The 13,733-nt window shown below is 61.1% G+C and carries 13 protein-coding genes; 8 read left to right on the top strand and 5 right to left on the bottom strand.

Going from position 1 to position 13,733, the window contains the following annotated elements:
* Window positions 1-30: 30 nt before the first annotated feature.
* From ACURWW_RS11365 to rnhB, 6 genes are all read left to right on the top strand, one after another.
* Window positions 31-543: an OmpH family outer membrane protein gene (locus tag ACURWW_RS11365; RefSeq protein ID WP_445616777.1), complete on the top strand. Its 513-nt coding sequence runs from the start codon at window positions 31-33 to the stop codon at window positions 541-543.
* 11 nt (window positions 544-554) lie between these two features.
* Complete coding sequence (gene lpxD / locus ACURWW_RS11360; protein ID WP_445616776.1) at window positions 555-1,583, top strand: UDP-3-O-(3-hydroxymyristoyl)glucosamine N-acyltransferase; 1,029 nt, start codon at window positions 555-557, stop codon at window positions 1,581-1,583.
* Window positions 1,584-1,774: 191 nt separating this feature from the next.
* Window positions 1,775-2,227, top strand: a complete 453-nt coding sequence (gene fabZ, locus ACURWW_RS11355) for a 3-hydroxyacyl-ACP dehydratase FabZ (protein ID WP_445616775.1) — start codon at window positions 1,775-1,777, stop codon at window positions 2,225-2,227.
* Between the two features lie 158 nt (window positions 2,228-2,385).
* Entirely contained in the window at window positions 2,386-3,156 is a 771-nt protein-coding gene (gene lpxA, locus ACURWW_RS11350) for an acyl-ACP--UDP-N-acetylglucosamine O-acyltransferase (protein ID WP_445616774.1), read from the top strand.
* A 10-nt stretch (window positions 3,157-3,166) separates the two neighbouring features.
* Window positions 3,167-4,336 carry a lipid-A-disaccharide synthase gene (gene lpxB, locus ACURWW_RS11345; RefSeq protein WP_445616773.1) on the top strand — a complete coding sequence of 390 codons (1,170 nt, stop codon included), beginning with the start codon at window positions 3,167-3,169 and terminating at the stop codon, window positions 4,334-4,336.
* The gene (gene rnhB / locus ACURWW_RS11340; protein ID WP_445616772.1) at window positions 4,333-4,989 is read left to right on the top strand and encodes a ribonuclease HII; all 657 of its coding nucleotides are present in this window, start codon (window positions 4,333-4,335) and stop codon (window positions 4,987-4,989) included. Before lpxB ends, rnhB begins: the two co-directional genes overlap by 4 nt.
* A gap of 41 nt (window positions 4,990-5,030) precedes the next feature.
* Here rnhB and ACURWW_RS11335 read toward each other — a convergent pair whose 3' ends face one another.
* The 4 genes from ACURWW_RS11335 to ACURWW_RS11320 all read right to left on the bottom strand — a co-directional run bounded on the left by ACURWW_RS11335 (window position 5,031) and on the right by ACURWW_RS11320 (window position 10,613).
* On the bottom strand, window positions 5,031-7,787 hold the full coding sequence (locus tag ACURWW_RS11335; protein WP_445616771.1) for a valine--tRNA ligase: 2,757 nt from the start codon (window positions 7,785-7,787) through the stop codon (window positions 5,031-5,033).
* Window positions 7,788-7,976: 189 nt separating this feature from the next.
* Window positions 7,977-8,675, bottom strand: a complete 699-nt coding sequence (locus tag ACURWW_RS11330) for a hypothetical protein (protein ID WP_445616770.1) — start codon at window positions 8,673-8,675, stop codon at window positions 7,977-7,979.
* Between the two features lie 10 nt (window positions 8,676-8,685).
* On the bottom strand, window positions 8,686-9,126 hold the full coding sequence (locus ACURWW_RS11325) for a DNA polymerase III subunit chi (protein WP_445616769.1): 441 nt from the start codon (window positions 9,124-9,126) through the stop codon (window positions 8,686-8,688).
* A gap of 5 nt (window positions 9,127-9,131) precedes the next feature.
* Window positions 9,132-10,613 (bottom strand): leucyl aminopeptidase, encoded by a 1,482-nt coding sequence (locus ACURWW_RS11320; protein ID WP_445616768.1) that lies wholly within the window; start codon window positions 10,611-10,613, stop codon window positions 9,132-9,134.
* Between the two features lie 341 nt (window positions 10,614-10,954).
* Here ACURWW_RS11320 and lptF point away from each other — a divergent pair, with 341 nt between their 5' ends.
* The gene (gene lptF, locus ACURWW_RS11315; RefSeq protein ID WP_445616767.1) at window positions 10,955-12,097 is read left to right on the top strand and encodes an LPS export ABC transporter permease LptF; all 1,143 of its coding nucleotides are present in this window, start codon (window positions 10,955-10,957) and stop codon (window positions 12,095-12,097) included.
* Window positions 12,084-13,133, top strand: coding sequence for an LPS export ABC transporter permease LptG (gene lptG / locus ACURWW_RS11310; protein WP_445616766.1), 1,050 nt, complete (start codon window positions 12,084-12,086; stop codon window positions 13,131-13,133). Before lptF ends, lptG begins: the two co-directional genes overlap by 14 nt.
* Here the strand turns inward: lptG and ACURWW_RS11305 are convergent.
* On the bottom strand, window positions 13,130-13,609 hold the full coding sequence (locus ACURWW_RS11305) for an RDD family protein (protein WP_445616765.1): 480 nt from the start codon (window positions 13,607-13,609) through the stop codon (window positions 13,130-13,132). The genes lptG and ACURWW_RS11305 overlap by 4 nt on opposite strands.
* Window positions 13,610-13,733 lie beyond the last annotated feature (124 nt).

Genomic DNA, 13,733 nt, shown 5'->3' with positions numbered 1-13,733 from the left:
TCTAATAACGGAATCAACGGAGTAATTAACGTGAAAAAGCTAACGATCGCCCTGTTTGCAACGGCCATGATGGCCTGTTCCGGAATTGCCCTTGCGGAAGGGAAGGTCGCTGTCTTCAATCTGCAGGCAGCCATCCTCAACACCGATACGGCGCAAAAGCAGATCAAGGATTATGAAGCCAAGGCCGCTTACGCGGATCTGAAAGCGAACTACGACAGCTTGCGCTCCGAGCTGCAAAAGCTGGACGAGCAGGCCAAAAAGAACGGTGCAACCTGGTCCGACGAGCAGAAGAATGACCATCGCAAGCAGATGGAATACAAGCGTGCCGACCTGGAGCTGGTAGCCAAGAAACTCCAGAGCGAGAACCAGGCTCTCGTTCAGCAGATCCTGGCAACCCAGGCACAGAAAGCCCGAGAGGTGGTGCAGGACATCATCAAGTCGGAAGGCATCGGCCTGGTACTGAACGCGGAGGCAGTGACTTACGCGGACAGCTCCTACGATATCACCAGCAAGATCACAGATCGCCTCAACAAGGCCCGGTAACTGGCTGGTCCATGTCGGAGTCTTTTCCCGGACTGTCTCTGACCGAGCTGGCCCGTACCATCGATGCGCGCATCGTCGGTGATCCCGATACCCGGATCACCGGCATTGCCACCCTGCAAGACGCCCGCGCCGGGCAGATCGCCTTTCTCGCCAACTCCAAGTACCGCAAGTATCTGAGCAGCACCGAAGCTTCCGCAGTCGTGCTCGCCCCTGACCAATTGGGTGATTTCGCGGGCAACGCCTTACTGGTGGATGATCCATACCACGGTTACGCACGCCTCTCCCAATTGTTCGCGCCTCCCATGCACGCTCCGGCCGGTATCCACCCAAGCGCTGTGGTCGCCGAGGACGCGATCATCGGGCAGGGAGTATCCGTAGGGCCGCACGTTACCGTCGAACCGGGCGTGATTATTGGCGATGGTGTCAGCATCGGTTCCGGCTGTCATGTGGGAGCCGGCAGCCGTATCGGATCGGACAGCCGCCTGTACCCCAGAGTGACCATCTACCACGGAGTCTCCATCGGCGCGCGCGCTATCCTTCATAGCGGAGTGGTCGTGGGCTCGGATGGATTTGGCTTCGCGCCGCACCAGGGGCAATGGGTAAAAATACACCAGTTGGCCGGGGTCCGGATCGGTGACGATGTGGAGCTGGGGGCGGGGACCTGCGTAGATCGGGGAGCTCTGTCCGATACCTTGATCGGCCACGGTGTGAAAACCGACAACATGGTTCAGATCGCCCACGGCGTCAGGATTGGTGATCACACCGTAATCGCCGGCTGCGCGGCCATCGCCGGCAGTACGGAAATCGGTTCCCATTGTGTTATCGCCGGTGCTGTGGGAATTGTTGGGCATCTGAAGATCGTCGACAACGTGACCATCACCGCAATGAGCCTGGTTACGAAGTCCATTACCCAACCCGGGTCCTACTCCTCCGGTACTCCCATGGCCCCCACACGGCAGTGGCGCAAGCAGGCCGTGCGGTTTGCCCAGTTGGACGAAATCAGCAATCGTCTGAAAAATCTCGAAAAACGGGAACCGTAACTGTGCAGGATGGGGCGAGTGTGGGACAATATCGCGCTTCAACTCTGCAGTCGGTTTTCCTGGCTCCTCCGCTTTGAAACTCCGATGCGTTTCTGAACCCGGGCGAATGTCGGGAACACGGCCGCTTCGGCACGACGTTCCCGGTCATGAGTACTACACTGAATCCTTACTGATAGTGGATCGAGAACAACATGTCAGAAATACAAATGGACGTTACAGAAATCAAAAAATACCTGCCCCATCGGTATCCGTTTCTGCTGGTGGATCGGGTTGTGGAGCTGGTTCTCGGGGAGCGCATCGTCGCCTACAAGAATGTGAGCGTCAATGAAGCCGTGTTCAACGGCCATTTCCCCCAGGCACCGATTTTTCCCGGTGTAATGATCGTCGAGGCCCTGGCCCAGGCTTCAGGGATTCTCGGCTTCAAGACTGTGGACAAAACACCCGAAGACGGATCGGTTTACCTTTTCGCGGGAGCCGACGACGTACGCTTCAAGCGCCAGGTCGTGCCCGGTGACCGGCTGCAACTCGAGTCTCGGGTCGTATCAGAAAAACGCGGTATCTGGAAGTTCGACTGCCAGGCCTCCGTGGACGGCAACCTGGTTACCAAAGCCACCATCCTGTGCGCTGATCGACAAGTCAGCTAAACGACCTCGTCGGGCGCAGCCGGTGACCACGGCCAACAACCGATAACTATCGGACGCTTCCCGGGTCCTGCGATCAAGAGCGGGGTTCGGAAGCATTAGGACTGGAAATTCGGAGTTCCATATCGGTATCGAACGGTTCTGAGAAAGAGAGAGCAGTCTTGATTCATCCCACCGCCATTATTGATCCTTCCGCCAAGCTTGCAGACGATGTCGAAGTGGGGCCCTACAGCATCATCGGCCCCGACGTCGAGATCGGGGCGGGCAGCAGGATCGAATCCCACGTGGTCCTGAAGGGGCCGACCCGTATCGGGCGCAATAATCACATCTTCCAGTTTGCGACCGTGGGTGACGCAACCCCCGATCTGAAGTTCAAGGGCGAGGATACCCGTCTGGTGATCGGGGATGACAACGTTATCCGCGAAGGGGTTACCATTCATCGGGGCACCGTGCAGGACCGCGCCGAAACAACCATTGGCAACGGCAATCTGTTGATGCCCTACGTCCATATCGGTCACGACAACGTCATCGGCAACCACTGCATTTTCGTCAATAATGCGGCCCTGGCCGGGCACGTTCACGTAGGCGATTACGCCCAGTTGAGCGGCTTTACCCTGGTTCATCAGTTCTGCGATATTGGTCCACACAGCTTTACGGCCATGGGTACAGCGGTGGGCAAGGACGTCCCGGCCTACGTCATGGTCACCGGCAACCCCGCGGAGGCCAAGAGCGTCAACCTGGTCGGTTTGAAGCGGCGCGGCTTCACCAAGGACGAGCAGGCCATCATCGTCAAAGCATTCAAGATCATCTATCGCCGCCATCTCCGGATCGAGGAAGCGAAGGCTGAGCTGACCGCATTGGCGGCCAGTTCTCCGGTCGTCCAGCCCATGCTGGATTCCCTCAACCGATCCACCCGCGGCATCGTTCGCTAGAGCCGCTCCCATGTCCGAACCCCTGCGTATTGGAATGCTGGCCGGTGAAATGTCGGGTGATTCCCTTGGCGCCGGCCTGATCGCAGCCATCAAAAAGCGCGTTCCTGACGCACAGTTCGAAGGCATTGGCGGGCCGAAGATGATCGCCGCCGGCTTTCACTCCCTGGCCGATCAGGAGCGCCTCGCGGTCATGGGGTTTGTCGAACCACTCAAGCGGCTGCCGGAACTCCTGGCCATTCGCCGTCGCATCTACCGGCATTTTGTTGCCAACCCGCCAGCGGTTTTTCTCGGCATCGACTCGCCGGGCTTCAACATCACCCTCGAGCACAGGCTCCGGCAGGCCGGTATCAAGACGGCCCATTACGTCAGCCCGCAAATCTGGGCATGGCGGCGCGAACGCGTGCACAAGATCGCGCGCTCGGTTGACCTGATGTTGAGCCTGTTTCCATTCGAGGCGAGGTTCTACAAAGAACACAATGTGCCCGTTTCCTTTGTGGGGCACTACCTCGCCGATCGCATTCCCCTGGTGCCGGATCAGCGCGCCGCGAGGGATGCCCTGGGACTCTCCCCGGATCAGCGGGTAATTGCGCTCCTGCCGGGCAGCCGGTCGAGCGAAGTGAAGTTGATCGCCCCTGAGTTCCTGGCCACTGCCGAGTGGTGTCTGCGCCAAAAACCCGATCTGCATTTCATCATGCCCGCCGCCAACGAGGCGCGCCATGCCCAGCTTCAGGAACTGTTGAAGCATAAGCCCGACCTTCCCGTAACTCTGACCCACGGGCGCTCTCACGAAGTCATGTGCGCGGCGGATGCGGTTCTGATGGCTTCGGGTACGACCACGCTGGAAGCGCTGTTACTGAAGCGCCCCATGGTCGTCGCCTACAAATTCCCGCGTCTCAGTTACGCCATCTACTCGCGGCTGCTGGAAATCCCCCACATTTCGCTCCCCAACATTCTTGCGGGCCGTGAGTTGGTGCCGGAATATCTGCAGGATCGGGTTGACCCGGAGGCCATGGGGCGGGACCTGCTGAGCTACCTGGAAAATGCCGACAAGGTGGAGGCGTTGAAGCAGGAGTTTCTGTCCATCCATATCCAGTTGCAACAGAATGCCGACGAACGCGCCGCCGACGCGGTACTGGCTCTTGCTCGTGCATCGGCCCCGCGCACCGGGGTGGACCCGTGAGGAAAGAGAGCGCTCAGGATGGGCTCCCCCCCTTTGTCTGCAGTTATAAAGGTGAGCTGCTGGCGGGCGTGGATGAGGTGGGGCGCGGCCCCTTGGCGGGGGACGTGGTCACGGCGGCGGTCATTCTCGACCCGAACAATCCGGTCGAAGGTCTCAACGACTCCAAGGTGCTAAGCGAAAAGAAACGCGAAGCGCTCTTCGATGAAATCCGGCAAAAAGCCATGTGCTGGTTTGTGGCGCGTGCCAGCGTGGCCGAGATCGACCGGATCAACATCTACCACGCGACCCTTCTGGCCATGACCCGGGCCGTCGAAGGACTGTCCATTGCACCGGAATACGTGCTGGTGGACGGCAACAAGTGTCCTGAGTGGTCTTACAAGTCGGAAGCGGTTGTCAAAGGGGACGGCCGCGTCCCTGTCATCAGCGCTGCTTCGATTCTGGCCAAGGTGGTTCGCGACCGGGAGATGGTCGAGTTCGACACACAGTATCCCGGCTACGGTTTCGCGGCGCACAAGGGTTATGCCGTGGCGGCCCATCTTGAGGCCCTCCAGCAGCTGGGCGCCTGTCCCATTCACCGCCGCTCCTTCGCGCCGGTCCGTCAGGCGCTCGGTATCGCGGACTGCGAGCCGGAAGCTCTGGATTTGTTCGACTGAATCCAGTGCATCAGCGCTGTGGCGCTGATGCACCTGGCTGCTTACAGCGCCTGGATTCGCGTCAACTGAGACTGCAGTTTCTCCACTGCATTGCTGAGTTCCTGCTCCTTGGCTTTCTCCTTCTCCACAACCTCGGCCGGTGCCTTGTCGACAAAGTTGGCGTTGCCGAGCTTGCCGCGTACCTGTTTGAGCTCCTTGCTGCGTTTGTCGATTTCCTTCTGCAGGCGCTTGCTTTCCTCCTCCTTGTCGATCAGGTCCGCCATGGGTACCAGAATATCCATGTCGCCCACGAGCGCGGTCGCGGCGAGGGGCTCTTCAGCGCCGCTTTCCAGCCACTGGATGGATTCCAGTTTTGCCAGTTTGCTCAGGAACTGACGGTTCTCGTCCACCCGACGGCGATCGGCCTGATCGCCGTTCTTGCACAAGACCGCCAGCAGCTTGCCCTGGGCCAGTTGCATCTCGCCGCGAATGTTGCGAATGCCGACGATGAAATTTTTCACCCACTCGATGTCCGCAACCGCCTGTGAATCCCGCTTGCCGTCGTCGGCAGCGGGGTAGGGGGCGTACATGATGGTGTCGCCTTTGGCGCCCGCCTTGTCCCTGAGCAGTTGCCAGATTTCCTCGGTGATAAATGGCATCAGCGGGTGCGCCAGGCGCAGAGTTGCCTCCAGAACCTGCAGCAGGGTCTGGCGAGTGCCCTGCTTCTGGGCGTCGGTGGCGTTCTCATCCCAGAGAACGGGCTTGGACAGTTCCAGGTACCAGTCACAGTATTCGTTCCATACGAACTCATAGAGGGCCTGGCTGGCCAGGTCGAAGCGGTAGCTGTCCATGCCGTCCCTCACCGCCTGGGCCGCATCCTGAAAGCGGGAAATGATCCAGCGATCGGCGAGGGAAAGTTCCACCTCGCCGCCGGACTGGTAGTCCTCGCAGTTCATCAGCACGTAACGGGCCGCGTTCCAGATCTTGTTGCAGAAGTTGCGGAAGCCTTCAATCCGGCCCACATCGAAGTTGATGTCACGGCTGCGTGAGGCAAGAGAGTAAAACGTGTAGCGCAGTGCGTCGGTGCCATAGGCTTCGATGCCCTCGGGGAACTCCTTGCGGGTCTGTTTTTCGATCTTCTGCTTCAGGTGCGGCACCATCATGCCAGCGGTGCGCTTGGCCAGCAGGGACTCGAGATCAATCCCGTCGATCATGTCGATGGGGTCCAGGACGTTGCCCTTGGATTTGGACATCTTCTGCCCGTGGCTGTCCCGCACCATGCCCGTGCAGTACACCTTGCGGAAGGGGATTTCCTTGCGGAAGTGCAGGGTCAGCATAATCATGCGCGCGACCCAGAAGAAGATGATGTCGAAGCCCGTCACCAGCACATCGGTGGGGTGAAAGTTGCGCAGTTCTTCCGTGTCGGCGGGCCAGCCCAGAGTACCGAAGGTCCACAGGCCGGAGGAGAACCAGGTGTCCAGCACATCCTCGTCCTGCTCCAGGGGCAGGTCCGCCGGAAGCTGATGCTTTTCCCGGACCGCCGCTTCGCTTGCACCCACGTATATGTTGCCGGCCTTGTCGTACCAGGCGGGGATGCGGTGCCCCCACCACAACTGCCGGCTGATGCACCAGTCCTGGATGTCGCGCATCCAGGAGAAGTACATGTTCTCGTAATTTTTGGGCACGAACTCGATGTCCCCGTCTTCCACCACCTTGATGGCCTCTTCGGCGAGGGGTTTGGTCTTTACGTACCACTGATGGGTCAGATAGGGCTCGATGACCACACCGCTGCGGTCGCCGCGGGGCACCTTCAGCTTGTGCGGCTCAACCTTTTCCAGCACGCCGAGAGCGTCCAGGTCGGCGACCACCTGCTTGCGCGCGTCGAACCGGTCCATGCCCCGGTAGGGCTCGGGCACGTCATCGTTGAGGCGGGCGTCGTCGTCCAGGATGTTGATCATGGGCAGCTGATGCCGCACGCCGATCTCGTAGTCATTGAAATCGTGGGCGGGGGTAATTTTTACGCAGCCGGTGCCGAACTCCCGATCCACGTAGTCGTCGGCGATGATGGGTATTTCCCGGTGCGTCAGGGGCAGGGTGATGGTCTTGCCGATCAGGTGCCGGTAGCGCTCATCCTCCGGATGCACTGCAACGGCCGTATCGCCGAGCATTGTTTCCGGCCGGGTGGTGGCCACCACCAGGTGGCCGTCGCCATCGCTCAGCGGGTAGCGGAAGTGCCAGAGATGACCGTCTTCTTCCTCGGCAATGACTTCCAGATCCGAGATGGCGGTGTGGAACTTCGGGTCCCAGTTTACGAGGCGCTTGCCCCGGTAGATCAGCCCCTCGTCGTAGAGACGGATGAAGACTTCCTGAACCGCTTCATAGAAGCCTTCGTCCATGGTGAAACGTTCGCGGCTCCAGTCCACCGAGGCGCCCAGCCGGCGCAACTGCCGGGTAATATGGCCGCCGGACTCGTGCTTCCACTGCCAGACCCGCTCGATAAAGTCCTCGCGGCCCAGTTCCTGTCGGGTTTTGCCTTCCGCATCCAGTTGACGCTCCACCACCATCTGGGTGGCGATTCCCGCGTGGTCGGTGCCCACCTGCCACAGGGTCTTGTTGCCCTGCATGCGGTGGTAGCGGATCAGGGCGTCCATGATGGATGCCTGAAAGCCATGGCCCATATGCAAGCTGCCGGTCACGTTCGGCGGCGGAATCATGATGCAGTAGGGGCGGCCTTCACCTTTGGGCGCAAAATACTGGCTTTTTTCCCAATGCTGGTACCACTTGCTTTCGATGGACTGCGGGCTGTAGGTTTTTTCCATGAGTTCAACTGCTTTTCGGTCGGTTGGGTGATGGCGGCCGCTGAACGCGGTGCCGGCCGGGACTTTACCGGTGCGCTGGCGCGTGAAGACGCGATGAGCAAAGGGGCGAATTATACCTTGACGGGCTATGGCCTGACAGCCCGGTCCGGCAGAGCAACCGCCACGGCGGTGGTGAGCGTTACAGAAGGCTCAGTCTTCCCGCTGTTCCCGAATGATGGCCCGGATCTGTTCCCGCAGTTCCGCTTCGATCCTGGGAAGGCAGCGCTTCAACACTTCCTCCACCAGATCATCTTCGGATTTGGACTCAGCAGGTGATCGGGACTCGGCATCCTGCCGTGGCGGCTTTGCCGGAGCCGTTGACAAGGAGTTGAGCATGTTCTGCTGCGCGGCGCGATTGGCGTTGATCCTGTCGCGAATGTGCTTGGGCAGGAAGGGGTTCTCGGTCTTGCGGACGGGCGGGGGCTCCGCCCCCGGTTCCTGAGCGGTAACGGAATCGCCGTGATCTGCGGGTGGTTTAGCAGGCTCGCGCCGGGGCTTGTCGAATAGCCCGGGCTGGCTCTCCGGGTCCGGCGCGGGTGCCGGCTCGCGATCTGCGGGACCGGACTCGCTCGGATCCATCCACTCCTGGGGGTCCACCTCAACCTGGAGGATGGGGATGTCGTCCTCAGCTTCCCGGGGGCGGGCTTCTTTTTGTGAGGGGGTTTTTACCGGCTCTGCGGCTCGCCTGGACAGAATGGGGGGCTCGTCGGTGCCGGTGGGTTCATCATCCACGGGGGTGGTCAGCAACGGGGGCTCCACTTCGCCCAGGTGCTCCTCATGGAGAAGATCCTTGATGGATTCCAGTTCTCCCAGAATCTTCTTGCGTGCCGAATCTTTGTTGTCCGTCATGGGCGCAGTTTTACTCGCGGATGGAGTGGGATTCTATCGGATAGCCCTGCTGCCGGTAAAACCGGAAGTTCTCGCGAGTGCCGGCCAGTACCACCGGGTCCTGCACGACCACTTCCACAATCCGGCCCAGTTCCCGGTGGCGCGATGGAACCTGCTGGCGCAGGTTGACGAATACATCCCGGGCGGCGGACTCATCGGGGCGCGCCGAAATCAGTACTGCCTCTTCCGGGGCGTCTTCACCGGCTTTGTTGCCGACGACCCCGTGGGGCAGGAAGGATTCCGGAGGAAAGGCCCACAGCAGCGCGTCCAGTTCGGTGGCTTCCGTATCGGAAGCCACCGTCACCAGTGCCGACTTTCCCAGTCGCTGCAACTTGCCCAGCAGCCGCGCCACGAACTGGTGGCGGGCTGCCAGGGAGTCGCTCTCCAGGATGTAGAAGTCCACCTGGGGCATGGGTTTTAACGGCTCAACAGGTAGTTGAGCAGCAAGGCGACGGGTCGACCGGTGGCCCCTTTCTCGGCGCCTGACAGCCATGCCGTCCCGGCCACGTCCAGGTGCGCCCAGGGGTAGCTTTCGGTGAAGTGGGACAGGAAGCACGCTGCTGTTACGCTGCCCGCTTCCTTGCCGCCGATGTTCGCCAGGTCAGCGAAGTTGCTGTCCAGCTGCTTCTTGTACTCGTCCCAGAGGGGCATGCGCCAGGCGCGGTCACCGGTATAGTCGCCCGCCGCCAGCAGAGCCTCTGCCAGTTCGTCCCGGTTGCTGTAAAGCCCGGAGGCATGGTTGCCCAACGCAATAACGCAGGCGCCGGTGAGCGTGGCGATATCGATTACTGCCTCCGGCTTGAAGCGCTCCGCATAGGTCAGTGCGTCGCAGAGGATCAGGCGGCCCTCGGCATCGGTGTTAAGCACCTCAATAGTCTTGCCCGCCATGGAGGTGACGATGTCCCCCGGTTTGGTGGCGGAACCGCTGGGCATGTTCTCGGCCGCGGGCACGATGGCCACCACGTTGATCTTCGGTTGCAACTGTTCGATGGCCTTCATGGTTCCGAACACGCTGGCCGCGCCGCACATGTCGTACTTCATCTCGTCCATGCCGGCGCCCGGCTTGAGGCTGATGCCGCCGCTGTCGAAGGTAATGCCTTTGCCCACCAGTACCACCGGTTTGGCGTTCTTGGCGCCGCCCTTGTACTCCATCACTATGAGCTGCGCTTCCTGCTCACTGCCAGCGCTCACGGAAAGCAGGGAGCCCATGCCCAGTTCACGCATTTGCTTCTCGCCGAGTACCTTGGCGCTGAAGGTGTCGCTGCCCTTGGCGAGCTTTTTCGCTTCACTGGCAAGGTAAGAGGGTGTGCAGACATTGCCGGGCAGGTTGCCCAGTTCCCGGGCGTAGCCGATGCCTTCGGCCATGGCGGCGGTGCTTTTCGCGGCCTTCTTGATTCCAGCCAGGGCGTCCTTGTCGCTGACGCAGTAGGTGACTGAACCGAGGCTGGGGGGCGTGGTCTTTTTGCTCTTCAGGGCCTGAACTTGGTACAGACGCTGGGCGATGACCAGACCGGCCTGCTGGGCCTTCCAGTCCTCGTCGCGGTCCGCCACCGCAACGTCGTCACAGAACAGGTGCAGTTGCTTGCTGCCGGTCTGCTTCACCGCTTTTGCGGCACTGTCCATGGCGCGGCGGAAGTCGCCGGGCTTGCACTCGCCCTGGGGGCCAAAGCCGAGCAATACCACCCGGTCCGCGGCACAGCCGGTGGGGGCGTGCAGCACCAGGCTCTCGCCGGTTTCGCCCTTGAAGTCGCCTTTCTTGACGAGATTACGGATCACTCCGCCCGTGGCTTCGTCAAGGGCCTGGGCCGCTGACGAAAGCTTGCCCTTTTCAAACACCGCCACGAGGGCACAGTCGGTCTTCTGTGTGAGTAGATCGGCTTGGCTGGCGTGAAACTGCATAGGGTTTCCTTATTTGACTTGCTGGTTATTGGGAGTTCGGGGCGCGTATAATGCAGCGCTTCATTTTCGCGCTGTGTGAATCGCGCCGCCGGCTTGGTCGCTAGTGTACGCCATGCCCCGCGGTGAGCAACATCGGACCGGAATATTTCACCCAGGCGGCGGGCCGGCGCGGGCCGGACCGTGCAGTCGGGCGCCGGAGACCGGGCGGTTGCGGCACGGCCAGCGTCAAACGCGGGCAGCACGGGTTCAGGTTGCACTATCCGGCGCTGAGTACTTTCCCCTCTGAATCCGGGTGAACATTCAAGGCCGGGGCGCTGAAGGTTCGGGAGCAGAACAGCAACGTGATCATTCTTCGCTACTTCACCCGGGAAATCCTGGTTGCGACGCTGGTTATCAGTGGCGGACTGCTGTTACTGACGGTAGGCAATCGTTTTTCCGGCTACCTGAACGACGCCATCAACGGTGATCTGGCCGCCGACGTGGTCTTCCTGATCCTGGCCCTGCGCATTCCCGATCTGTTGATGCTCATCCTGCCCATCTGCTTTTTCCTGTCGGTTCTGGTGGCCTACGGCCGCCTGCACATGGACAGCGAGATGGTGGTCCTCTCGAGCTGCGGATTCAGCAAGATGCGCCTGGTGGCCTACACCATGGTGCCCGCCGCGATCGTTGCCGCGGTGGTGACGGCATTGACCATGTTCATCAGCCCCTACACCAAAAAGAAGGCGGACGACATCATCGTCCAGCAGCGCAATCGCAGTGAACTGGAAATTCTCACCCCCGGCCGCTTCCAGCCGGTCCGCAAGGGCGATACGACCACCTACTTCTTCGAACGGTTTTCGCCGGAAGGGGACCGCATTCTGAATGTGTTCATCGCGGAGCGGCCCAGCCTGGCGGACGAGGACAAGCCGGTCTCGGTGATCCGGGCCGCGGCCGCAGGGGACGAAATCAATTTCGCCACCGGCGACCGCTACATGGTCCTCAGCGACGGCTATCAATACCTCGGCAGGCCCGGCTACCCGGACTACAAGGAAACCCGCTTCGAAAGCTTCGGGCAATTTCTGCCCGCCCGCCAGATCGAGACCGCCCCCATTTACCGGGAGGAGTACGCAAGTCTGGGCATGTTGCTGGAGATGGACCGGCCCGAGTTCAAGGCGGAACTCCAGTGGAGACTGTCCCTGCCCCTGTTCGTTTTTGTAGTGGCGCTGATCGCGGTGCCGCTGAGCCATACCAATCCGCGCCGCGGGCGATTTCTGAAGATGTTCCCGGGCTTCCTGGTGGCCATCTTTTACCTGGGTGGCCTCACGGTGGCCAAGTCCTATGTGGAGCAGGAGCGGATTTCGGCTGCCATCGGGGTGTGGTGGGTGCATGGGATCTTCCTGGCGATCGCACTGTTGTTGTTGCTCTGGAACAACGGCCAGGCCTTGGGACGCTTTGGCGCCGCGCCGCGTCGGTCTCATCCGGAGGGCGACAGTGCGCAGGCTTAATCGCTACCTGGGTAAAACCGTCCTGGCCTCCACGATCGGCGCTCTCATGGTGCTGGTCAGCCTTATTATCATCTCTGAACTGGTGGCCCAGCTTGGTGACCTGAAGGGTGACTACACCTTTGTCACGGCATTGCGCTACGTGGGCTTGCTGATCCCGGGGATGGTCTACGACTACCTGTCCTATGCCACCTTTCTCGGGTGTGTCATCGGTCTCGGGGTTCATGCCAGCGCCAACGAGCTGGTGATTCTGCGTGCCGCGGGGGTCAGTTTGCTGCGCATGGGCTGGGCGGTGATGCGGCCGGTCCTGCTGGTAATCGTAATCGGCTTCCTGTGGGGTGAGTACGTGACCCCGGTAACGGCGGAACTGGCGGAAAACACCCGGGCCGCCGCACTGGGGGAGGAAGATGAAGACGCGGGAGTCTGGCACCGGGACGGCGAGGAGTTCGCCTACTTTGAATCGGTGCAATCGAACGGCCGCCTGTTCGGAATCAGCCGTTACCGGTTTGATGACGAGGGCAGGCTTCTTTCAACCCTCTATGCGGAAGAGGGCATCTACCAGAAGAATTACTGGCAGCTGGAAAACGGCACCGAAACCCGGTTCGAGGATGGCCGGGCCGCAACCCGTCACTTCGTTCAGCAGGCCTGGCGCACCGACCTGTCGCCGGAGCAGCTCAAGCTGCTGGTGCTGGAGCCTGAATCCCTGTCCATCCGGAATCTGTACCGCTATGCCCAAAGCCGGGACCGGCAGGGGCTGGACAGCGGGCGGTACTGGTTGTCCTTCTGGCAGAAGGTGATGCAACCGCTCACGATTCTGGGGCTGGTTCTGGTGGGCATCTCCTTCATATTCGGCTCCCTGCGCGAGTCCAGCATGGGCTTTCGACTTGCCCTCGCGGTGCTGGTGGGGATCGTCTTTGAAATGAGCCAGAACCTGCTGGGCACCTCCAGCCTCGCCCTCGGGTTTCCGCCGGCACTGGCGGTCCTGATGCCCAGCCTCATCTCCATCGGTTTCGGGGCCTGGCTGCTTAACCGGAACTAGCGTTTTTCCTTGGGAAGTGTCACCACCTCGGTGTGGCTGAGCCGGTCGTGGACGGTCTGGCCGCGGGGGTCCAGCAGGCACCACAGATAGCCGAGACCGAACAGGCCCAGGGAGAGCGGCGCAATAATGCAGCGCAGCAGGCCCTGGCCCAGGCTGATGATCTCGCCGTCCGGTGTTTGCACCCGCAGCCGCCAGGCGCGCATGCCCAGGGTCTGGCCACCGCGCCGCCAGAAATAAAGAAAAAACCCGATCATCAGCGCGGCCCAGCCCAACTGGAAGAAAAACAGGGCCGCCCCTTCAATCGCCAACTCCCCCAGTTCCGGGCGCCGCCCCATGGCCCCCGGTATCCAGACCGCAAAGATGCCGCCGTAGGCAAAGCTCAGACCGAGGAGCAGCAGGCTGTCGTAGACCATTGCAGCCAGGCGGCGCGGCAGGCTGGCGGCGGGCAGATTTGAGTGTGGAGTGATCGAGGACATTGAGAATCAGACCGGGGCGACGTGAGGCGCGCATTGTAGCAGAGCCGCCGGCGCCGTTCGGCCCGTTTATCCCAGCGGGAATAAACGGGTATGATCCGGCTTCAATTAAAAAAACCGGGGGGCG

Source organism: Gilvimarinus sp. F26214L (assembly GCF_054401055.1).
This window is presented reverse-complemented; position numbering and strand designations above follow the sequence as displayed.